General features: G+C 55.3%; 19 protein-coding genes and 3 pseudogenes. 17 read left to right on the top strand and 5 right to left on the bottom strand.

The genetic code is table 11. The features are described 5' to 3' along the window. Positions 1-125: 125 nt before the first annotated feature. Both rssB and rssC read left to right on the top strand, forming a co-directional pair. A complete protein-coding gene (gene rssB / locus ACIQYF_RS05425) occupies positions 126-1,310 on the top strand; it encodes a two-component system response regulator RssB (protein ID WP_402857696.1) in 1,185 nt (394 codons plus the stop codon). After that, a complete protein-coding gene (gene rssC / locus ACIQYF_RS05420; RefSeq protein WP_322241332.1) occupies positions 1,307-1,789 on the top strand; it encodes an anti-sigma factor antagonist RssC in 483 nt (160 codons plus the stop codon). Before rssB ends, rssC begins: the two co-directional genes overlap by 4 nt. Before the next feature lie 63 nt (positions 1,790-1,852). Here the strand turns inward: rssC and dusA are convergent, their stop codons facing one another. Beyond that, positions 1,853-2,851: a tRNA dihydrouridine(20/20a) synthase DusA gene (gene dusA, locus ACIQYF_RS05415; RefSeq protein ID WP_402857691.1), complete on the bottom strand. Its 999-nt coding sequence runs from the start codon at positions 2,849-2,851 to the stop codon at positions 1,853-1,855. A gap of 114 nt (positions 2,852-2,965) precedes the next feature. Here dusA and ACIQYF_RS05410 point away from each other — a divergent pair. Beyond that, positions 2,966-3,299: pseudogene (locus ACIQYF_RS05410) on the top strand (site-specific integrase); the annotation flags it as partial. Between the two features lie 29 nt (positions 3,300-3,328). Here ACIQYF_RS05410 and ACIQYF_RS05405 read toward each other — a convergent pair. Beyond that, positions 3,329-3,532 (bottom strand): annotated as a pseudogene (locus ACIQYF_RS05405) (hypothetical protein); the annotation flags it as partial. A gap of 144 nt (positions 3,533-3,676) precedes the next feature. Here ACIQYF_RS05405 and ACIQYF_RS05400 point away from each other — a divergent pair. From ACIQYF_RS05400 to ACIQYF_RS05355, 10 genes and pseudogenes are all read left to right on the top strand, one after another. Beyond that, positions 3,677-3,951 (top strand): annotated as a pseudogene (locus ACIQYF_RS05400) (BrnT family toxin). Beyond that, the gene (locus ACIQYF_RS05395; protein WP_402857688.1) at positions 3,929-4,237 is read left to right on the top strand and encodes a BrnA antitoxin family protein; all 309 of its coding nucleotides are present in this window, start codon (positions 3,929-3,931) and stop codon (positions 4,235-4,237) included. The pseudogene ACIQYF_RS05400 and the gene ACIQYF_RS05395 overlap by 23 nt, the downstream one beginning before the upstream one ends. A gap of 462 nt (positions 4,238-4,699) precedes the next feature. Continuing rightward, positions 4,700-4,912: a hypothetical protein gene (locus ACIQYF_RS05390; RefSeq protein WP_402857685.1), complete on the top strand. Its 213-nt coding sequence runs from the start codon at positions 4,700-4,702 to the stop codon at positions 4,910-4,912. Positions 4,913-4,951: 39 nt separating this feature from the next. After that, positions 4,952-5,551, top strand: a complete 600-nt coding sequence (locus ACIQYF_RS05385; protein WP_402857682.1) for a disulfide bond formation protein B — start codon at positions 4,952-4,954, stop codon at positions 5,549-5,551. A gap of 285 nt (positions 5,552-5,836) precedes the next feature. Next, the gene (locus ACIQYF_RS05380) at positions 5,837-6,253 is read left to right on the top strand and encodes an Ivy family c-type lysozyme inhibitor (protein WP_402857679.1); all 417 of its coding nucleotides are present in this window, start codon (positions 5,837-5,839) and stop codon (positions 6,251-6,253) included. Continuing rightward, positions 6,253-6,435, top strand: coding sequence for a hypothetical protein (locus ACIQYF_RS05375; protein WP_402857676.1), 183 nt, complete (start codon positions 6,253-6,255; stop codon positions 6,433-6,435). Before ACIQYF_RS05380 ends, ACIQYF_RS05375 begins: the two co-directional genes overlap by 1 nt. Before the next feature lie 287 nt (positions 6,436-6,722). Further along, positions 6,723-7,769, top strand: a complete 1,047-nt coding sequence (locus ACIQYF_RS05370) for an EamA family transporter (protein WP_402857673.1) — start codon at positions 6,723-6,725, stop codon at positions 7,767-7,769. A gap of 94 nt (positions 7,770-7,863) precedes the next feature. Continuing rightward, complete coding sequence (locus tag ACIQYF_RS05365) at positions 7,864-8,451, top strand: DedA family protein (RefSeq protein ID WP_402857670.1); 588 nt, start codon at positions 7,864-7,866, stop codon at positions 8,449-8,451. A gap of 625 nt (positions 8,452-9,076) precedes the next feature. After that, the gene (locus ACIQYF_RS05360; RefSeq protein ID WP_402857667.1) at positions 9,077-9,613 is read left to right on the top strand and encodes a DUF4174 domain-containing protein; all 537 of its coding nucleotides are present in this window, start codon (positions 9,077-9,079) and stop codon (positions 9,611-9,613) included. A gap of 244 nt (positions 9,614-9,857) precedes the next feature. Continuing rightward, entirely contained in the window at positions 9,858-10,466 is a 609-nt protein-coding gene (locus ACIQYF_RS05355) for a LysE family translocator (protein WP_402857664.1), read from the top strand. Here the strand turns inward: ACIQYF_RS05355 and punR are convergent. Further along, complete coding sequence (punR, locus tag ACIQYF_RS05350) at positions 10,463-11,383, bottom strand: DNA-binding transcriptional activator PunR (protein WP_402857661.1); 921 nt, start codon at positions 11,381-11,383, stop codon at positions 10,463-10,465. The genes ACIQYF_RS05355 and punR overlap by 4 nt on opposite strands. A 117-nt stretch (positions 11,384-11,500) precedes the next feature. Here punR and punC point away from each other — a divergent pair, with 117 nt between their 5' ends. Next, positions 11,501-12,688, top strand: a complete 1,188-nt coding sequence (gene punC, locus ACIQYF_RS05345) for a purine nucleoside transporter PunC (protein ID WP_402857658.1) — start codon at positions 11,501-11,503, stop codon at positions 12,686-12,688. Positions 12,689-12,765: 77 nt separating this feature from the next. On the opposite strand, the gene ACIQYF_RS05340 is transcribed toward punC, so the two are convergent. Further along, positions 12,766-13,461, bottom strand: coding sequence for a pirin family protein (locus tag ACIQYF_RS05340; RefSeq protein WP_402857655.1), 696 nt, complete (start codon positions 13,459-13,461; stop codon positions 12,766-12,768). A gap of 267 nt (positions 13,462-13,728) precedes the next feature. Here ACIQYF_RS05340 and ACIQYF_RS05335 point away from each other — a divergent pair, with 267 nt between their 5' ends. After that, a complete protein-coding gene (locus ACIQYF_RS05335) occupies positions 13,729-16,206 on the top strand; it encodes a UvrD-helicase domain-containing protein (RefSeq protein WP_402857652.1) in 2,478 nt (825 codons plus the stop codon). 87 nt (positions 16,207-16,293) lie between these two features. Here ACIQYF_RS05335 and ACIQYF_RS05330 read toward each other — a convergent pair whose 3' ends face one another. Beyond that, positions 16,294-16,566 carry a DUF1652 domain-containing protein gene (locus ACIQYF_RS05330; RefSeq protein ID WP_402857649.1) on the bottom strand — a complete coding sequence of 91 codons (273 nt, stop codon included), beginning with the start codon at positions 16,564-16,566 and terminating at the stop codon, positions 16,294-16,296. A gap of 255 nt (positions 16,567-16,821) precedes the next feature. On the opposite strand from ACIQYF_RS05330, the gene ACIQYF_RS05325 reads away from it, so the two are divergent. Together ACIQYF_RS05325 and ACIQYF_RS05320 are read left to right on the top strand one after the other, a co-directional pair. Beyond that, positions 16,822-17,640 carry a helix-turn-helix domain-containing protein gene (locus tag ACIQYF_RS05325; protein ID WP_402857646.1) on the top strand — a complete coding sequence of 273 codons (819 nt, stop codon included), beginning with the start codon at positions 16,822-16,824 and terminating at the stop codon, positions 17,638-17,640. A gap of 49 nt (positions 17,641-17,689) precedes the next feature. Beyond that, the gene (locus ACIQYF_RS05320) at positions 17,690-19,096 is read left to right on the top strand and encodes an NAD(P)/FAD-dependent oxidoreductase (RefSeq protein WP_402857643.1); all 1,407 of its coding nucleotides are present in this window, start codon (positions 17,690-17,692) and stop codon (positions 19,094-19,096) included. Positions 19,097-19,098 lie beyond the last annotated feature (2 nt).

Genomic DNA, 19,098 nt, shown 5'->3' with positions numbered 1-19,098 from the left:
GGGCAACCTTTGTAGGATCGAGCGCGACAATCGATTTGAGCGAGGATGTTCACAAGCCAATTCAGTCGTAGAGCCCGACGTGTTCGAGTTCTTACGCCAACCTAATTCTGGCGCCATTTGCCCACATGCAAAAAACCAGTGCCACGCTGCTGATCATTGATGACGACGAAGTAGTGCGTGCCAGCTTGGCAGCCTATTTGGAAGACAGCGGCTTCAGCGTCCTCCAGGCCAGTAATGGCATGCAGGGTCTTAAGGTGTTCGACCAAGAGCAACCAGACTTAGTGATCTGCGATCTGCGCATGCCGCAAATGAGTGGCCTTGAGCTGATTCGTCAGGTCGCACAGCGCGCCTCGCAAACCCCAGTGATCGTGATCTCGGGTGCTGGGGTGATGAGTGATGTGGTCGAAGCGTTGCGTTTGGGCGCCGCGGACTATCTGATCAAGCCGCTCGAAGACCTGGCTGTTCTGGAGCACTCCGTTCATCGGGCGCTGGACCGTGCTCGGCTGCTGCTCGAGAACCAGCGCTACCGTGACAAGCTGGAGGCGGCCAATCGTGAACTCGAAGCCAGCCTGCATTTGTTGCAGGAAGACCAGAACGCGGGCAGGCAGGTTCAGATGAACATGCTGCCGATAAGCCCTTGGTCGATTGCCGAGTTTGACTTTGCGCACCAGATCATTCCATCCCTGTACCTGTCCGGTGATTTTGTCGACTACTTCAGGGTTGACGAGCGCCGGGTTGCGTTCTACCTGGCCGATGTGTCCGGGCACGGCGCCTCTTCAGCGTTTGTCACGGTGCTGCTCAAGTTCATGACCACGCGCCTGCTGTTTGAGTCCAAGCGCAACGGCACCTTGCCCGAGTTCAAGCCTTCAGAGGTGCTTGGGCATATCAATCGGGGTTTGATCAACTGCAAGCTGGGCAAGCATGTGACCATGGTTGGCGGTGTGATTGACGAAGAGACCGGGCGCCTGACTTACAGCATCGGCGGGCACTTGCCACTCCCAGTGCTCTACACGCCAGACAGCGTGTCCTATCTGGAAGGGCGAGGGTTGCCGGTTGGCTTGTTTAACGAAGCAACTTATGAAGATCACATCCTGCAATTGCCTGACGCATTCAGCCTCACGCTAATGTCTGACGGAATCTTGGATCTTTTGACCGAGCAGACGCTCAAAGAGAAAGAGGCCGCTTTGCCACAACTGGTGAAAGCGGCAGGTGGCAGCCTGGATGGTCTGCGCCAGGTTTTTGGATTAGCTACGCTAGGGGAGATGCCGGATGATATCGCCCTGTTGGTGTTAAGCAGGAATCTTACATGAGTACCGGTAGAATTCAGTTCGCCGAACAGGATGGCACCTTCGTCCTGAAGTTTGTGGGTGAAGTGCGCCTGACACTGTGTTCGGCACTGGATGCGACAATCGAAAGGATCTTCACGGCGCGCAACTTTACGGCCATCGTGATAGACCTGACCGAAACCCGCAGCATCGACAGCACCACACTGGGCTTGCTGGCGAAGCTGTCGATCTTGTCGCGTCAAAAAATAGGCCTGTTGCCGACTGTCGTGACCACCCATGAAGACATCACTCGGCTCTTGCAGTCGATGGGCTTTGATCAGGTCTTTAACATCATCAACAGACCCATACCTTGCCCTGAGTGCCTGACAGACTTGCCGTCGCAAGACCAGTCCGAAGAAGTGGTGCGGGTCAAAGTGCTCGAAGCGCACAAAATCTTGATGGGGCTCAACGATTCCAATCGTGAAGCCTTTCATGACCTGGTGAATGCCCTCGAGCGCCATTGAGTCTGGCGTGGCGAGAAGAAGGGGCCGTCTGTGCAGGAGCGGCCCCTTTTGCTTGCCTGCGATTCAGCGGCCTTCCAGCAGCTCCCCGGCTTGATCCAGCAGTGCCAGCGGATCCTTGGCCTTATGGATATCAACCGACAGTAACTGGCGGAAACGCCTCGCGCCAGGAAACCCCTGACCCAAGCCTAGAATATGCCGCGTTATGTGATGCATCGCACCGCCGCAGGCAATATGCGCGGCAATATAAGGTCGCAATAGTGCCAGCGCTTGCGCCCGTGAAATAACCGGATCGGTACTGCCAAACAACTGCTGATCGACCTCGGCCAGAATATAAGGGTTGTGATACGCCTCTCGGCCCAGCATCACGCCATCAAACACCTGCAAATGCGTATGGCATTGCTCCAGTGTCTTGATGCCGCCGTTCAGAATAATCTCCAGTTCAGGGAAATCAGCCTTCAACTGAGCGGCAACCTCATAGCGAAGCGGCGGAATATCCCGATTTTCCTTGGGCGACAGCCCTTCCAGAATCGCAATTCGCGCATGCACGGTAAAACTTTCGCAGCCTGCGTCGCGCACTGTACCCACAAAATCACATAGCTCAGCGTAACTGTCGCGCCCGTTGATTCCGATCCGGTGCTTGACCGTCACTGGAATCGATACCGCATCGCGCATCGCCTTCACACATTCAGCAACCAGTGCCGGGTGCGCCATCAAACAAGCACCAATCATATTGTTCTGTACCCGATCACTCGGGCAGCCGACATTCAGATTCACCTCGTCATAGCCGGCGGCTTGTGCCATGCGCGCACAGGCAGCCAAATCAGCCGGCGTACTGCCACCCAATTGCAGCGCCAGAGGGTGCTCCGCCTCGTCGTGACGCAAAAAGCGCTCGGCATCACCGTGCAGCAACGCGCCAGTGGTGACCATCTCGGTGTACAGCAGCGCCTGCTTGGACAGCAGGCGCAGAAAGAAGCGGCAATGGCGGTCAGTCCAATCCATCATGGGTGCCACACTAAAGCGGCGGGACAGCGCAGGGCGTGATTCTGCTGGGCTAAAGCTCATTTTTTGAATCATTTTACTCAACGTGTTTTCGGCGGTTTTGGGGCGTTTTCAGGCGATTTTTAGGTCTCGGCGGTACGATGTACCACCTTTAAACCGACGCGTACCACTTTCGAAATGGCGACTATCAGGCCTAGAAAACTGGCAGATGGGGCGGTGAGCTATAGAGTTCAGATCCGCATCAAGCGCGACGGAGTGCAAGTCTACCAAGAGAGCCAGACTTTCGCCCGTAAACAGGCCGCCCAAGTGTGGGCGCGAAACGCGAGTCGCAGTTGGATGAGCCCGGTGCAATCGAACGGGCGAGCCGCCAAGGCGCCACGCTTAAAGAGATGAATGCTCGGTACCTGGTCGAAGTCGAAAAAGCCCGACCGCTTGGCAAAACCAAGTGGGCCAGTTGACTGATACGGACATGACTACCCGATGCCTGGTCAACTTTGCCCTTGGGCGTATGATAAGCCCCAAACCGCCAGCAATGCCCTAGACGCTCCATAATTCATCGACTTGCAGCAGTTCAAGACAAGGTGGGCACCACCAGTAGCCCCTATAGTTATTACCTTTTTCAAACTGCGCTTTCATCTTGTCGAAGCGCGATGGCTGGTCGATCAGGAGTTACCAGTAACCGCCGCGTTCAAGAGGAAACCGCACGGTGGCTGACCCAATATTGAGCCTGCCGTCAAAGTAGCTCTACCAATCAGCGGCAGGGGAGGACAGTGGGCAACTGGTGATTATGAATTGGGTGCCTCAAGCGCTGGGCAGGCTTTTCTGATCGGGCTGTAAACCTCTGGTCGGGACATTCAGTGGATGTCTTGATGTGGATACATTAAATCCATGCAGATTACTTATGATCCAGCTAAAGATGCACGAAACGTTGAAGAGCGTGGGCTCTCATTTGCCCAGGTTTGGGACTTTGAGTGGTCTACCGCTTTGATCGTAGAAGATGATCGATTCGACTACGGCGAGTGCCGGTATCGGGCTATGGGTTCATAGGTGATCGACTGCATGTCGTGGTGTTTACCTCTCGTGGTAATTCGGTCCATGTCATCAGTTTTCGTAAAGCCAACAAACGGGAGGTCAAAAGTTATGACCAAGAAACTGAATCCTGAGAGGGGCGATACGGCAAACCCGGAATGGTCGGACGAAGATTTCGCCAAGGCCAAGCCAGCCAGCGATGTGTTGGCGGGGTTGTTCGGCAACGCCCAGGCAAAGGAAATGCTCAAACCGAAGCGCGGACGGCCAAAGTCGGCTACCACCAAAGAGCACGTCAATGTTCGCCTTGATTCGGACGTGCTGGCTCAATTCAAGGCATCTGGTCCTGGTTGGCAAACCCTGATGAACGCCGCCTTGGCCGACTGGCTTAAAACACATACACCCGATGAGTTGAAGGCGTAAGCACAGGAAAAGGTCGTGCCAGCGCGGCTCGCGAAAAGTTATGCGGCGATGGTTTCGTTGGCCTGTGCTATGCGGTGTTTACGACATTACTTTTCGTACAGAACCTAACCTCTTTTCCGTGGGGCTGGCTTGTCAGTTACGCCGAAACCTACCCGATAGAAAGCACGAAAGAGAAAAAATGGTGGTTGTCGATAAGTTTTCCCAAGACATGCCGCGCGGGTGTCTTCACTACCTAAAGTGAGTTCAGCCAGAAGCGTTGGCGAAATAAGCGTCATTGGCCGGTGATAGTGCCTACGTACAGGGCCGCGATACCTTGATTTTGAAGAGTGCTGGGCTAACCTGATTTTCAGAAGCGCCTGGATGCACATTTATTGAGTTTGAGATGTTGATATATCAGACGAGCCTGTATCAGGATTTATGCCCATTGGCTTGAACGGGCGGTCAAAGGGAGTTGGCTTATTTATGATGTTTATCGTTTTTGCTGTGCTTGCGCTGGCACTGGTTGTGGGCTGGTATGGCAATAGAAAATTCGCCTTGTTATTGGTGTTTTTATTTTTTGTATTGGCGGTGAAAGAGTTTCTTTGGGAAATCCACAGTCCGGACTATGGGTATCAAATGCCCTGGATCCAGGTTCAGCATACCGTGGATGATTACCCGGCTCGCTCATGCGCCTGAACAACGGTGTAGAAAGTGTGCGATGGAGCGCAGATTAAAATGAAAAATCACTTCAGTAAGGCAGCAGTTTTATGGGATGAAGCTGCGTCGCCGTTACTCTATCTCTACCTGCTCGGCATGCTGGCGGTTATTGCCGGGATATTAACCACGGCCATGATCTTGCAGTATGTAGGCGGTGAGTTGCCTTGCCCGCTTTGCTTGATTCAACGGGCTGCAATGCTCGCTGTCTGTTTTGGAATAATCCAGCAGTTCAGGCATGGGTTCTCTTGCGCCAATACAGGAATCAGTCTGGTTTTTTCGGTTTTTTTACTGGTCGTTTCAGTTCGACAAACCTTGCTGGATATCTATCCTCGCCCAGGCCACGAATATATCGGGAGTGCAGTGCTGGGGCTGCATATGCCTGTATGGTCGGTGATTATTGCGGTTTGCCTGATCACCGCTTTAGCGCTGCAACTGATCGTTTGGGGCGCGAATACACCGTCCAGGTTGAAGCCTCTTACGCAGTACCGGGTGCTAAGCATGATTGCTCTGGTGCTGAGTCTTTATGTCATCGCGGTAGGGGTTATCAATTTCGTTTCCGTTGGGGTCCAGTGCAAATTTAATCAATGCCATACCTTCAGCTATCAGTTGCTGGACTGAGTGACGCCGCGAGTGGGCTCAGGCACAGCGCTCAGTTCGTTCTTGACGCTGCCATGGCTGCCCTTGTAGCTTGATGGGATTGATTCTTGAAGAGGCTGCACGGTGGAAAACGCGTTTAAACAGCCATTCTTTGTGGTGGGGACGATTTTTCTTACTGTGGGCCTTAGCACAGAAAATCCTGCATTTTGGATCCCTGGATGCGTTTTCATGATTATTGGATGGTCGCAGATCGCTAAAGGTTGAAGCACGATGCTTCATCTTGGTGGGTGTTTGAGGAGTGGGTGGATGAAGACTTTCATGGCTTTAACGTTGATCGGTGCCTCAACGACATTTATCTTTTCTGACGCTTTGGCGGATCAATATCTGTTCGATATTGCGAGTAAAGAACCCTATAAAAAAGCCTACGAGGCGATGTTTACCTTTCCTGAATGGGTTCGCAGCGGACAAGGCACTTCAAGTCCTGTGCAGAATGTGGTCCTGGGGGGGCAGACCTATACTTTAGGGCAAATGTGTAAGCCGCATGATTGTGCCGATAATCAATTTATCGTTGTTTTCAGCCCGGACAAAACAAAGGCGTGGGGGCTTTTGGCGACGCGCTCTTCAGATGATCGCGTTTTCAACACGCAAATGTTGGGCGAGCCTGATAATGCTGTTCGGGATTTACTCAATAAAACCCTGGCTGATAATAATCCCGAGGATTGATGGCAGGCATTGAAACGGCTGCTTACTTAACAGTGAATACGGTCGATTCTGTTTTAAAAAATGAAGTTTGGATGTCGTTGCTGGATCTGATCTCCAGTTCATCGCCTCACGTCTGGGAATTCACTTGGATCGAGCTTTCTGGCGTGCGTGCCTACGAGTGGGGGGTACGCATAGGGGTGTAATCTGTCGGCGGTTTCTAACCCTTGGATCACACTCCGATGCGTCCTCTCGTGAGGGATCGGGCAGTTAGCGACAGGCTGTCGTTGGCGCTGGTTGTTCATCTTGTTACTGATAAGTGAAGCTCGGCTGAGTCGATTTGCACGTTTTTTCGCTGATTTATTTCATGGCGTTACTGTGCTCTACCGCCGGCTTGCCAAGTGCGCCAGTAAACAGTGCTCGATGTCACCCACGGTTCAGATCCGCGTGAGTAAGCTAGGCTGTTGGCACGGCTGAAGCAGAAGTGGGTTAGATGAATACAAATGTGATTTATGCATTGGCAGCGGCGGCGCTGTTTGGCGCCAGTACTCCGCTGGCCAAAGTGCTGGGCACAGAGATCCCGCCTGTGTTGCTGGCCGGGCTCCTGTACCTGGGCAGTGGCGTGGGTCTGTTACTGGCGCGCTGTATTCGTGACCGTGGCTGGAAGCGCTCGGGGCTGACTGTCGGTGAATGGCCGTGGCTGGTCGGGGCGATTGTGTTTGGCGGGATTTTTGGACCGGTTGCGCTGATGTTTGGCTTGACCCGGACTAGCGGCGCCACGGCGTCGTTGATGTTGAACCTTGAACCTGTGCTGACGGCGCTCCTGGCCTGGGTGGTGTTCAAGGAAAACGCAGACCGCAGGATTGTGTTAGGCATGTTGGCGATCATTGCGGGCGGGATTGTACTGTCGTGGCCGTCAGGCCAGGCGTCAGGTGTTTCGCAATCCCTGTTTGGGCCGCTTGCGGTGGCATTTGCCTGCTTCTGTTGGGCGGTAGACAACAACCTGACGCGCAAGGTGTCGGCTTCTGATGCGTTGTACATCGCCGGGGCCAAAGGCTTGTTTGCCGGGCTGGTGAATTGCACGCTCGCGTTGATGCTGGGCGCGCAGTGGGTGCCTGTTCAGGTCTTGACCCCTACGTTGTTGATTGGCTTTTTAGGGTATGGCGTAAGCCTAGTGCTTTTCGTACTCGCATTACGAGGCTTGGGGGCTGCTCGTACCGGTGCCTACTTTTCAACGGCGCCTTTCCTGGGCGCAGCCATCTCTATTCTGGTGCTGGGCGAGTCGGTTTCGTGGCTGTTCTGGCTGGCCGCGGCGTGCATGATAACTGGCGTGTGGCTGCACTTGACCGAGTCGCATGACCATACCCATCAACATCAGCCGCTGGAGCACACCCATCGTCATATGCATGACGAGCATCATCAGCATGAGCATGTCGGCGATGAACCGGCTGGCGTTGCGCACAGTCATACGCATCAGCATGTGCCGATTCGGCATAACCACCCGCATTTTCCGGATATTCATCATCGTCACACGCATTGAGCGGGGCAGATGCCAGTGCGCGCTCTAGTGCGAGGCAGTATGCACTCGCAGGATACCGTAAGACTTTTCGACAGCAGGGAGCGACAGAGCGCACATGTTTGAACACATCGACTTCAACTACTTGCTGGCCACCTATGGCTACCTGGCCATTTTCATTGGCTGCCTGTTAGAGGGTGAAACCATCCTGATTCTGGGCGGCATGGCGGCTCACCAGCATGTCCTCAAACTGTTGCCTGTGATTGGTTACGCTAGCCTGGCCGGGATGCTGGGAGATCAGTTGCTCTTCTGGGGAGGGCGCTACTTTGGCGCGCGCCTGATGCCGCGGCTGCACAAGCATCAAGCCACTATTGACCGGGTGACGCAGTTGGTTAATCAACACCCGACGGTATCGGTTTTTTCCGTACGTTTCTTGTATGGGATGCGTCTGCTCGGGCCGATGGTGATTGGCGCGTGCAAGGTTTCACCTTTGAAATTCACCTTTATCAATCTGTTGGGGGCTGTAACGTGGGCAACCTTGTTTGCTTGCGCAGGGTACTGGGCCGGCGAGTTTCTGGAAGGCGTATTGGGTGACCTCAAACCGTACCGCCTGTCGATTGTGTTGGGTGTGATTGTGCTGATGGTGTCCCTGGCGGTGGTACGTCATTACCGGGCCAAAAAACGGGTAGGGGGCAAATCACTTTGACGGTGCGGCCGATCAATTGGATCAGCAGGTTTGCCTGTTTAAGTCTCGTCGCTCATGGCGCCTTTGCCTTTGTCCCGATTGGCCTTGACCTGTTGATAGGCTAGGTGTTCCGCGTCTGGCGGGGCAGCCGCGAGCTGGGTGCCTGGGAGTTTAGATCCATCCAATTCTTTACCATTTGTGTCACTTGATTTGGCTGGACTGGTTAGCTTTTTCTTTATATTCGCAAGTGATTTCGCCTAACCCACTCCCGTCTTCATCGTCACCTTGTGGCCCTCGTGGACGCAGATGTTTTCTGGCAGTGGGGCTGCACACAAATGCTCGGAGCTGCCACACCCAGTCCGACGGCCAGGGGCAGTAAGGTTTGGCTGAGCAAGCGTTTTGCGTTCATGCCATTTTCTCCAAAGGGTAGTCACACGCTTAACAGCAAGGGAGCGGTGACAGGTACGACCCTTGGGCGAGCGATATGGATGCAGTTGCAAAAAATAAACATGGCGGGCAAAGTCCGATGACCCGGTGGCGGGATGGAACCCTTGGCCTACTCTTTGTCCAACAGGCTCAGCGCCGAGTGTTTCAAGCGCTTGGCGGTATGTTCGCGGACCTGGTCCGATAATAAAAGGAGATCTGGATGTTTATCCGTTTATTGATCCTCGCCAGTGTACTGGTGACGAGTATGGTGCAGGCTGTTGAAGTTCCAAGCCCGCTTGAACAGGATCGCGGGAAGTTTCGCCCATTGATCATCGTTGCCCGTACCGATATTGACCCGACACTGGTTACCCTCAAGAAGGCGCTGGAAGATCCGGCCAATCGACAGGGATTTAACGAGCGCAACATGGTGCTCTACACCATTGTGGGTATTACGGGCAAACGTGATGGCAAAGACCTCGAACCGCAGTCTACGATGTCTCTGATTCGCGGGTTAAAGCCGGGGATGATCATTGATAAGGCCAAGGTGATTTTGATCGGCAAGGATGGCGAGAAAAAGCTTGAGGACGTGGGCGATGCCGACCTCAAAAAACTGTTCACCACCATTGATGCCTTGCCTGCCAGTGAAAACGAAACCCAGGCGAAGGCTGAGGTGAACGCCCCAGACAAAACGGGTGCCTCTAACAAGGCGGCCAAGCCTGCAAAACCTGCCAAGGCCGCCAAAGAGCTGGATGATTGAAACCTTGAATCGCAGACAAAAAAAGGCCTGCTAGGGGGAGCAGGCCAAATGGGATTCACTAAAGGAGTGGATCCAATCTAGGCTTGTCGATGTGAACGTCGCGTGAAAACCATGTAGTCAAAACGCAAACCAATCTCAACGTTATCTTTAATGTGTGTAGGCGAAATAACGTCCAGCTGTAGCGCAATCCGAGCCAAGTAATCCGATAGGGTAAATGAACTCTCCAAGATTGCCGGATGCCACCATGCCGTTTTCCTTCGAACTTCTGTCAGCCTTTGCGCTCTTCGCGTTTGTGTCATCCATCACCCCGGGCCCTAACAACACCATGCTGCTGGCCTCAGGGGTCAACTTCGGATTTCGTCGAACCATTCCTCATGCGTTGGGCATCAGTTTTGGCTTTATGTTTTTGGTGTTGGCCGTCGGCTTGGGGCTGGGTGGGCTGTTCAAGGCTGTGCCCATGGCCTACACGGTTTTACGCTACGTCGGTGCTGCGTACTTACTGTATCTGGCCTGGAAAGTAGCCACGTCGGGGCCGATGTCTGCGTCCGATTCATTACACGCCAAGCCTTTGGGTTTTTGGGGTGCTGCGGCTTTTCAATGGGTCAACCCCAAGGCTTGGGTCATGGCCGTTGGAGCGATCACCACCTATACCCCGTCCCAAGGGTATATCGCCAATGTGTTCATCATCTCCCTGGTTTTTGCCATCATCAATTTGCCCAGCGTCTGTGTCTGGGCAGGCTGCGGCAGCGCCTTGCGCAGCGTGTTGAGCAAGCCCAAGTGGTTACTGGTGTTTAACGTGGCGATGGCGCTATTGCTGGTGGTGTCGTTGTATCCAATCCTTTTTGACCACTAAGGCTGAGCACCGCTTTCGTTGAGCCACTCTTGGTTCAACGTAGGTGTATCGCCCAGATATTCCAGCAGCCAGCTCATGGCTGGGGAGTGATTGTTTTGAGCCCAGGCAATGCACGAAGGGCTGGCCGGGAAGGGGCGCTGCAACTGCAATGCAACCAGATGGCCGTGTTCAATCAACGGTTGCGCCAAATGCGCAGGGACCATGCCTACGCACAGGCCGTCACTCAGGCAGGCCAGCCCCGCAGACCAGTCGGGCACCATCATGCGTCGCTGGTTGTCGAGGGTCCAGGTATCGCGCTTTGGCAGGTTGCGTGACGTGTCGTCCATGCACAGTGAAGGATAGGGGCGCAGTTGTTCGTCGTTGAGTGTGCCTTCGATTGCGGTCAATGGATGTGAGGGGCTTGCTACGCACAGCCAGTGCAGAGAACCCATGTCGCGGAACGCAAAACTGCCGGCGACCGGGACTGCGCGCGTGGCGCCAATCACGATGTCGGTACGGCCGTCGACCAGCGCATCCCACACGCCGTTGTACACTTCGTACTGCACGATCAGCTCAACGTCGGGAAAGTGTCGATAGAAATCGAGCACCATTTGCCGGCAACGTGGATGTTTAACGATCGAGTCCACGCCCACCCGCAACTGACCGCTCCAGCCATTGGCCACCTGCTGGCACAAGCGGCGGGTGCCAAGCATTTTTTTCATCACGTCGCGAGCTTCTTTGACAAAAACCTGCCCGGCAGGTGTCAGCTCGACATCCCGGTGACGGCGAACAAACAAGGGCACGGCGAGCCACTCTTCGAGTTGACGCACGGTGTAACTGACGGCGGATGGCACACGATGGAGCTCCTGCGCAGCGCCACTAAAACTGCCGTGGCGAGCCACTGCATCAATCACATCCAGAGAGTATTCGGACCACATACGTTACCTTCAAAATATTTGATGCCATCAGGCAATTATTATCGCTTCACAAGCTAATGCTCAGCTGGATAATGAGCTTCAGTCAACAAATTGTTTGATGGCAGATTTTGGATGCGCATGAAGAATTCTTTTGGTTTTACCTGTTACCTCGCAGGGCTCAGCATGTTGGGCTACTTGGCGATGGACATGTACCTGCCGGCTTTCGGCACACTGCGAAGTGAGTTGGGCCTGTCAGCTGGCGCGGTGGGAGCTAGCCTGAGCATCTTTTTGGCTGGTTTTGCGTTCGGTCAGTTGTTGTGGGGGCCGCTATCGGACCGCTTGGGCCGCAAACCTGTGCTTTTGATGGGCTTGTCGATGTTCTCGCTGGGCTGCGTGGGCATGCTGTGGGTCGACAATACTGCGCTGTTGCTGGGTTTGCGGTTTATCCAGGCCATCGGTATTTGTGCGGCCGCGGTCACCTGGCAAGCGCTGGTAATCGACCGTTACCCGGCCGATCAGGCTAATCGGGTATTTGCTGGCATTATGCCCCTGATGGGTTTGTCACCAGCGTTGGCCCCGCTGTTGGGGGCTGTGGTGCTGAATCACTTGGGGTGGCAGGCCATTTTCGGCGTACTGCTGGGGTTGTCGCTGCTGCTGATCGTGCCCACACTGTTGCTTGAAGAAAAAGCCCGTAGCCTCAACGTTCCCAAGCGTGTGACGGCGCAGGTGAGTTACTGGAAGTTGCTGGGCAGCGCGACTTTTAGCGGTAATGTGATGATTTTCGCGGCGTGTTCGGCGAGTTTCTTCGCTTGGCTGACCGCTTCGCCGTTCATTTTAGGCGATATGGGCTACAGCCCGAATGACATTGGTTTGAGCTACGCACTGCCGACCCTGGCCTTTATGGTGGGTGGGTATGGTTGCCGCAGCGCCTTGCAACACATCAAGGGCCGCACGCTGTTGCCATGGCTGCTGTTGGTGTACTGCGCAAGCATGGGCGGGTTGTATTGGGTGGCCACGCAAACCGAGCCGACACTGGCGACCTTGCTGATTCCGTTTTGCCTGATGGCGCTGGTTAATGGGGCGAGCTACCCGATTGTGGTGGCCAGCGCGCTGAAGCCGTTTTCGGAAAATTCAGGCAAGGCAGCTGGATTGCAGAACACCTTGCAGCTTGGACTGTGTTTTCTAAGCAGTTTGCTGGTGTCGACCTACATCAGCCAACCGCTGCAAATCACTGTCGAAGTGATGCTGGCCACTGCACCGTTGGCCGTGTTGGGGTATGTGATTCAGCGGCGCAAGGCAAATGCCAAGGCGCTCGCAGCGCCCTGAAACCTCACCATCCACTGTAGTCGCGAGTTTTTGATCTTTAAAAGCAAAAGCTCGCTCCTACACGGGAGTGTTCAACATCAAGCGACATCCACCAGCACAATTTCGCTGTCTTCAATCGCCGTTACCCGCAGCACGGTTTCATCGACGACCGCCACGCCATCGCGGGCTTGTGCACGCAGGCCATTGACCTCAATCACGCCGGTCGCCGGAACCAGATAGGCCCTGCGGCCGCTATCAAGGCGGTACTCTGCGCTTTCTCCAGCCTTGAGATTAGCCGCGACTAAACGTGCATCAGCACGAATGGTGAGGGTTTCGTGGTCGCCTTGCTTGCCGCTGGCCAGGGTGACAAATCCTTCGCGCTGACCTTTAGGGAACGGCTTGGCGCCCCACGACGGTGCATCGCCTTCCTGATTGGGAATGATCCAGATTTGAAAGATTTTGGTCGGCGTAGACTCCATGTTGTATTCGCTGTGGGCAATCCCGGTGCCTGCGCTCATGACCTGCACGTCGCCAGCCTCGGTACGGCCTTTGTTGCCCAGGTTATCTTCATGGCTGATCGCACCTTCACGGACATAGGTGATGATCTCCATGTCGCGATGCGGGTGTTTCGCAAAACCCGTGCCCGGAGCGATCACGTCGTCATTCCATACGCGCAAGTTGCCCCAGTTCATGCGTTTTGGGTCGTAGTACTCAGCGAACGAAAAGTGATGATGGGCATCCAACCAGCCGTGGTTTGCGCCGCCCAGGGTGTTGAAGGGTCTGAGTTCAAGCATGATTCTTCTCCTGTTCAGGTCGCCCGTGCGCTGTGAACGGTTACCTGGTTGATGATGGGAGGATTCTCCCTCAAGAACATATCGATAAAAAGCGCAAAAAATGCTTAAAAACAATCAACTAAATTGATGTTTCTAACGGTGAGCCAATCGCTCTCTACCTTCAAAAAGCTGCCTAAACAACTGATGCTCAAGCAATTAGCTAGCTCTCTGCGCGTAATGCAGCGACCATAGCCTTCCGCCCGAACAGTCTCACACCCTGGAGTCAGCGTGCCGCAACACATTCCCGAACAGCCTGAACCACTTGTCCCTGATAGCCAACTGCCATGGCTTAAGCGCCTGGCAGCGCGAATGTTTGGCAGCGGTTTAAGCCGTTTGCGCGCCCAGCACGCCGCCTCCTGGTTGCAAGGGCAGGCCGACGGGTTTCGTAGCGGGCACAGCGCCGGGGTCGATTACGGCTTTAAGGAAGGCCACGCTGAAGGGTTGGAAGAAGGACGCCAAGTGCTGTTCATCAGCGACACCCGCCCGCAGGTGCTTCGTGCGCCCGGCATTGATGACAACCTGTTCGACGACTGGCGCCTGCCGTTGGGCCCCGAGCTGAAAAAACAGATTAAGGCCGATGTGGCCAGCCTGTTACCCGAGTACGCGCAGCCGAGTGCGGCGCAGTGGAAGATGATTTTCAGTGATACCCCGTCGACGTCGGTGGTTGCAGGCGCAGGGGCGGGTAAATCCACTTCGCTGGTGCTGCGAATCCTGTTGCTGACCCACTATCTGGGGTTCGAGCTCAGCTCGATGACGGTAGTGACCTTTACCCGTGAGTCGCGCAAGGATTTCATCAGCAAGCTGCAAGAGATTTTCGCCCTGTGGGGCCGCTCCTTAAGCCTTAAAGAAGCCCGTGAGGTGGTACGTACTTTTCACTCGCGTATTTTGCCGATGGTGCGCAGCTTGCCGGGCTATAGCCAACTGCAAGCGTTTGAAACCCTCAACTCGCGCAGCCTGCTGAGCGACGATGACGGCGACAGCAACCCGTTTGACCTGCGCATCAACGATGCCCAGCGCCAACAGCTCAATGCCTGCTATCACGCCCTCTATACCCGCGATGAGCGCTTTCGCCAGACGTTGGCACCGCTGTGTCGCCATGCCTTGCAGCTCAAGGAGTTGGAGCGCGATCACCCGGATGTGCAGAAACGAATGGCGGTGACTGAGTTAGCTGCCAAGCGTGACGAAGAGCTGTGCGACACCCTTGAAGACCTCTGGTTTGCTGCAGGCGCCTGGCCTATCAAAGGGATTGAGCCCAACCGAGAAACCCTGCAGATCAATGGCTCGACGTTCCATTGCCATGGCTATATCCCACAACTGGATGCCTGGGTAGTGTTGGGGTTCGACCCGCGTGAGAACCCGCAAATTTGCCGCCCGGGCGCCAAGTTAAGCGTGCGCGCTGAATGGGCTGTTAAGCGAACACTGTTTCGAGCTTTTTGTGATAAGCCATTGATTTGGCTTGAAACGTATGCCGATGCAAAGCGTGTTATCGCCTCGCTGGCCGGGGATGCCAGCGCCGGTCCCGGCTTTGACTACAAGCTCAAGGGCGAACTGAGTTCAGCGCCATTACTGGACTGTTTCGTCGCGGCGGCAAGCTTTATCGAAAACCTGGGCCTGGACGTGGCCGCTGCTGTGGGTGAGATGCGGTTTGCCAAGGATGATCCGGACCGGTTCTTTTTCGAGGCTTTAAGCCTGTTCTGGCGAGCGCTCGAAGACCACCTGTTGGCGCAAACGCCACCGGTGATGACCTACAACCGGATGTTCTCGCTGTTCGGTGAAAACACCCCGCAAAACTTCAAACTGCTGAGTCACGAGCAACTGCGGCCGTTGTCGCACTTGATGATTGATGAGTTTCAGGACGTGTCACCGCAGATCGTCTCGTGGTTGCGGGCCAGCTTACGTGAGATCCGCAGCCGTGGTCCGGCGATGCACGTCGGGCGGGGGGCTCAGCGCTCCTCGTTGCTGTGCGTCGGTGATGACTGGCAATCCATCTATGGCTGGCGGGGCAGTTCGCCGAAATTCTTTATGGAGTTCAACAAAGAATTTCCGTCGCCTGCCACCACGCGGGTGATGCTCAGTGACAACTTCCGCAGCCATCAGCACATCATCGACGCTGCTGAACACATTGTGCGCGCGGCGCCCTCTATTGCCGGTAAACGGGCCAAGGCCAGTGGCGAGCCTAAGGTGCCAGTGCCAGTGAATGTCTTGAATCGGGATGATCAAGACTTGGCGGCACGCTTGACTGAGCACTACCACGCCGGTGATCGGATCTTGATGTTGTATCGAAAAAGCAGCGATAAGCTTTTGATTGAAAAGGAGATACAGTCAATAGTTAATGTGGATTCTAGGTTGGCTCCAGAGGACCGAAGACTCAAACAATTGACCTATCACAGCTCCAAAGGCTTGCAGGCCGATGCCGTATTCCTGCTGGGCGACTGTCAGCATTTGACGTCGTCACCGTACAAGAATCAGGTCTACCGCATGGCAGGTCTGGGCAAGGACGGTGATCCGGATCCGTACGACAACGCGCAGAAAGACGAAGTCCTGCGCCTGGCGTATGTCGGTATCACCCGAGCGGTGAAGCATTGCTATTGGTATCTGGAAAGCCAGGAAGCCCAAGGGCCGAACATACCCAAAGCTTCTGACCGGATTCCCAAGGGCAAGGCATTTTTTGAGGACCTGCGCAGTGCGAAAGCTGATGCCGGCTAGCTCATGCAGGAGGGCGCTTGCCTTGCGATCTTTTAAACGATCAAAAAATTGCAAGACAAGCCCGCGCCTTTACGATTTGAAGCTGCCTTAAGCCTGCCACGCCATCGGCGGCACGAAGCTTTCCAGCTCGTCTTCAACGGCCTGGATGATTCGCGCCACTTCGCGGGTACTCATGCTGGTTGCGCAAGGGATGCCAGCAATGGCAATCATGGTTTCGCCCGTGGCGCGGTCAAACAACCGGGCAACCATACTTTTTGGCGCATCCATGGTCGCCTCGAAGCCGATGGGGTGAAAGTGCCAGCGCATCAGTTGGCAGGCGTTGGGGAAGCTGAATTTATCGACGGTGCCTATGGGTTTCATGAGAGCGATTCCTTTTGCTCCGGGGGAACGACAAGGCATCAACCTTGTCCCGTGTGTTTGCGAGCTTTTCGTGTTTAAGCTAGCACCCATGAGTGATAGCGATAAGCCTTTTTTTGCACTTTGCCCGTTTGATTGCAGAGGTTTTGATGCGAATCATGTAATGAATCGCTTCACTGCAGGTATGAGCACGTCAGCTCCCTGCTTGAACCCTTCTTCAAAACTCGACACTCTGTGTTTTTGCCAGGTGAGCGTTCTATGTCACTTCTCGACGACAGCCCTGAACAAACCCAAGTGACTGGCGAAACTGTCATGCGTTATCACTTGTGCTGGAAGCATCGGGATCTGGATGGGGTCATGGCGCTTTATCATCCCGAGGTACGCTACCACGACTTCTTTCAAAACCGGGTCATGGCCCTTGATGAGCTGCGCGAGTACGTGCAACTGTCGATGCCCAGAGCCCCGGATGAAGCGCTGGAGCACAGCGACCGGATTCGTCTGGACGGCAACACGGCGTTTATTCAATACCGCATGACCTTACGTGGTAGCCAAGGGCTGGTGTCGTTCCGCGCCAGTGAGGCCATCACCGTGCGCGACGGCTTGATATGGCGGGTGAACGAATACGCCTCGCTGGTGCATGAGGCTGCTTCAAACCGCGATCAGCCACCTTCGCTGCGGCCTGCGGTCAGCCGCCTCGGGCTCTCGGCGCGGCAATTGAGTTTTATGGCGCAAGACCTGCAAAGCTACTTTGAACGCCAGCAACCCTACCTTGACCCCACTCTGGACCTGCAACAGGTCGCTAAAGCATGTGGTTACACGCGCAATCAGATGTCGTACTTGCTCAATCAGGTATTGGGACAAAGCTTTTATCGCTACGTGAATCAGGCCCGGTTGCGGCATGTACTGGCGGCGATGGATGCGGCGGGGGCACCCATCAAAGTCGATGATGTGGCTTTCTCGGCGGGGTTCAATTCAATTTCTGCGTTTTACAGCTGTTTTCGCCAGCACACCGGCCAGTCACCCAAGGCTTACGCCAAACAAATTTCTTTGCGGGTACGCACGCAAGACGTTTGCTGAGACCTGACGCTAGGATCGACCCATTCTTGAACGCAAGGTGGAGTCGGTAATGCCAGCATGGCGCGCGATCAGTTTATGGATGGACCAGCTTGAGGAGACTCTGACGCCTCGGCCCTCGCTTGAGCACGACCTGGATGTCGATGTACTGATCATAGGGGCGGGCTACACCGGGCTATGGACCGCGTACTATCTCAAACGCCATGCGCCTGAGCTGAGTGTCGCCATTGTCGAGGCGCAGACTGCAGGTTTCGGCGCATCGGGCCGCAACGGCGGCTGGCTGATGGGCAACCTGTTAGGCGAAGACCGCTTGCTCGCCGGTCTCTGTGTCGAGCAGCGTCGTGAGTCGTTCGATCTGTTGCACGGCATTCCCGATGAAGTGAAACGCGTCATCGACCGCGAAGGCATCGACTGCGACTACCGCAAAGGTGGCGCCTTGTACTGTGCCGCGCGTTACCCCGAGCAAGAGGCCACGATGCGCCGCTATCTGGCCAAGCTGCATGCCCAAGGCTTGAGTGACGCCGATTATCGCTGGCTGGGCCAGAGCGAGTTGGCGCAACAAATCCGGGTGGACAAACCTTATGGCGGCATTTTTACGCCGCATGTCGCGACCATTCACCCTGCCAGGCTGGTGCGTGGGCTGGCCCGCGCGGTTGAGCGTATGGGCGTGCAAATCTTTGAACAAAGCCCGGTCATTCAGTGGCAGTCCGGGGGGGCGCGTACCGCCAAGGCACAGGTGCGCAGCCGTTGGGTGGTCCCGGCGGTAGAGGGGTATGCCAACACCCTGGCTCGGCTGGGACGTTATCAGTTGCCGGTACAAAGCTTGATTGTGGCGACAGAACCGCTGTCTGAGACGGTCTGGGAGACGATTGGCCTTTCGCAGGGCCAGGCCTTTGGCGAAAGCAGTCGCCAGGTCACTTATGGCCAGCGAACGGCCGATAACCGTCTGGTCTTCGGCGCACGCGGTGGTTACCAGTTTGGTGGGCGCCTGCGCGAGAACTTCGACCTTACTGCGGGTGAAGTCGAGTTGCGTCGCTATCTGTTTGGCGAACTGTTCCCGCAATTGAAAAACGTCCAGATCAGTCATGCCTGGGGGGGCAATCTGGGGATGTCACGGCGTTTCCAGCCGCACATGCTCTGTGACCGCCAGCACGGTATTGCGCTGGCCGGGGGCTACGGTGGCGAGGGCGTTGGCGCCAGTCATTTGGGCGGGCGCACCTTGGCCGATCTGATTTTGCAGCGCGACACGCTGGAGATAAAACAGCCGTGGGTGCTGACCCAGGGCGGGCTTGACGCGCTTAAGGCCTGGGAACCAGAGCCCTGCCGCTGGTTGGGTTACAACGCGATTATTCGCAGCTTTGTGTACGAAGATAAAACCCTGGCCAATCCCAATAGTCCGCCATGGCGTCGGCAGTTTGCCAGTCGGCTGGCCGGTTTTATGGAAGGTTTTATGCAGTAACT

It is taken from the genome of Pseudomonas sp. NPDC096917 (assembly GCF_044762555.1).
In the GTDB taxonomy this organism is placed as follows: domain Bacteria; phylum Pseudomonadota; class Gammaproteobacteria; order Pseudomonadales; family Pseudomonadaceae; genus Aquipseudomonas.
The sequence above is the reverse complement of the archived record's forward strand: the minus strand, read 5'-3'. Positions and strand labels throughout refer to the sequence as shown.

What these genes read in the sequence shown, in the direction of transcription:
- ACIQYF_RS05390 (WP_402857685.1), top strand. Translation starts at nt 4,700, where the DNA reads ATGATGTTTATCGTTTTTGCTGTGCTTGCGCTGGCACTGGTTGTGGGC.
- ACIQYF_RS05325 (WP_402857646.1), top strand. Translation starts at nt 16,822, where the DNA reads ATGTCACTTCTCGACGACAGCCCTGAACAAACCCAAGTGACTGGCGAA.
- ACIQYF_RS05360 (WP_402857667.1), top strand. Translation starts at nt 9,077, where the DNA reads ATGTTTATCCGTTTATTGATCCTCGCCAGTGTACTGGTGACGAGTATG.
- dusA (WP_402857691.1), bottom strand. Translation starts at nt 2,851, where the DNA reads ATGAGCTTTAGCCCAGCAGAATCACGCCCTGCGCTGTCCCGCCGCTTT.
- rssB (WP_402857696.1), top strand. Translation starts at nt 126, where the DNA reads ATGCAAAAAACCAGTGCCACGCTGCTGATCATTGATGACGACGAAGTA.
- ACIQYF_RS05395 (WP_402857688.1), top strand. Translation starts at nt 3,929, where the DNA reads ATGACCAAGAAACTGAATCCTGAGAGGGGCGATACGGCAAACCCGGAA.
- ACIQYF_RS05355 (WP_402857664.1), top strand. Translation starts at nt 9,858, where the DNA reads ATGCCGTTTTCCTTCGAACTTCTGTCAGCCTTTGCGCTCTTCGCGTTT.
- ACIQYF_RS05340 (WP_402857655.1), bottom strand. Translation starts at nt 13,461, where the DNA reads ATGCTTGAACTCAGACCCTTCAACACCCTGGGCGGCGCAAACCACGGC.
- ACIQYF_RS05380 (WP_402857679.1), top strand. Translation starts at nt 5,837, where the DNA reads ATGAAGACTTTCATGGCTTTAACGTTGATCGGTGCCTCAACGACATTT.
- punR (WP_402857661.1), bottom strand. Translation starts at nt 11,383, where the DNA reads ATGTGGTCCGAATACTCTCTGGATGTGATTGATGCAGTGGCTCGCCAC.
- ACIQYF_RS05330 (WP_402857649.1), bottom strand. Translation starts at nt 16,566, where the DNA reads ATGAAACCCATAGGCACCGTCGATAAATTCAGCTTCCCCAACGCCTGC.
- ACIQYF_RS05375 (WP_402857676.1), top strand. Translation starts at nt 6,253, where the DNA reads ATGGCAGGCATTGAAACGGCTGCTTACTTAACAGTGAATACGGTCGAT.
- ACIQYF_RS05385 (WP_402857682.1), top strand. Translation starts at nt 4,952, where the DNA reads ATGAAAAATCACTTCAGTAAGGCAGCAGTTTTATGGGATGAAGCTGCG.
- punC (WP_402857658.1), top strand. Translation starts at nt 11,501, where the DNA reads ATGAAGAATTCTTTTGGTTTTACCTGTTACCTCGCAGGGCTCAGCATG.
- ACIQYF_RS05320 (WP_402857643.1), top strand. Translation starts at nt 17,690, where the DNA reads ATGCCAGCATGGCGCGCGATCAGTTTATGGATGGACCAGCTTGAGGAG.
- ACIQYF_RS05370 (WP_402857673.1), top strand. Translation starts at nt 6,723, where the DNA reads ATGAATACAAATGTGATTTATGCATTGGCAGCGGCGGCGCTGTTTGGC.
- ACIQYF_RS05365 (WP_402857670.1), top strand. Translation starts at nt 7,864, where the DNA reads ATGTTTGAACACATCGACTTCAACTACTTGCTGGCCACCTATGGCTAC.
- rssC (WP_322241332.1), top strand. Translation starts at nt 1,307, where the DNA reads ATGAGTACCGGTAGAATTCAGTTCGCCGAACAGGATGGCACCTTCGTC.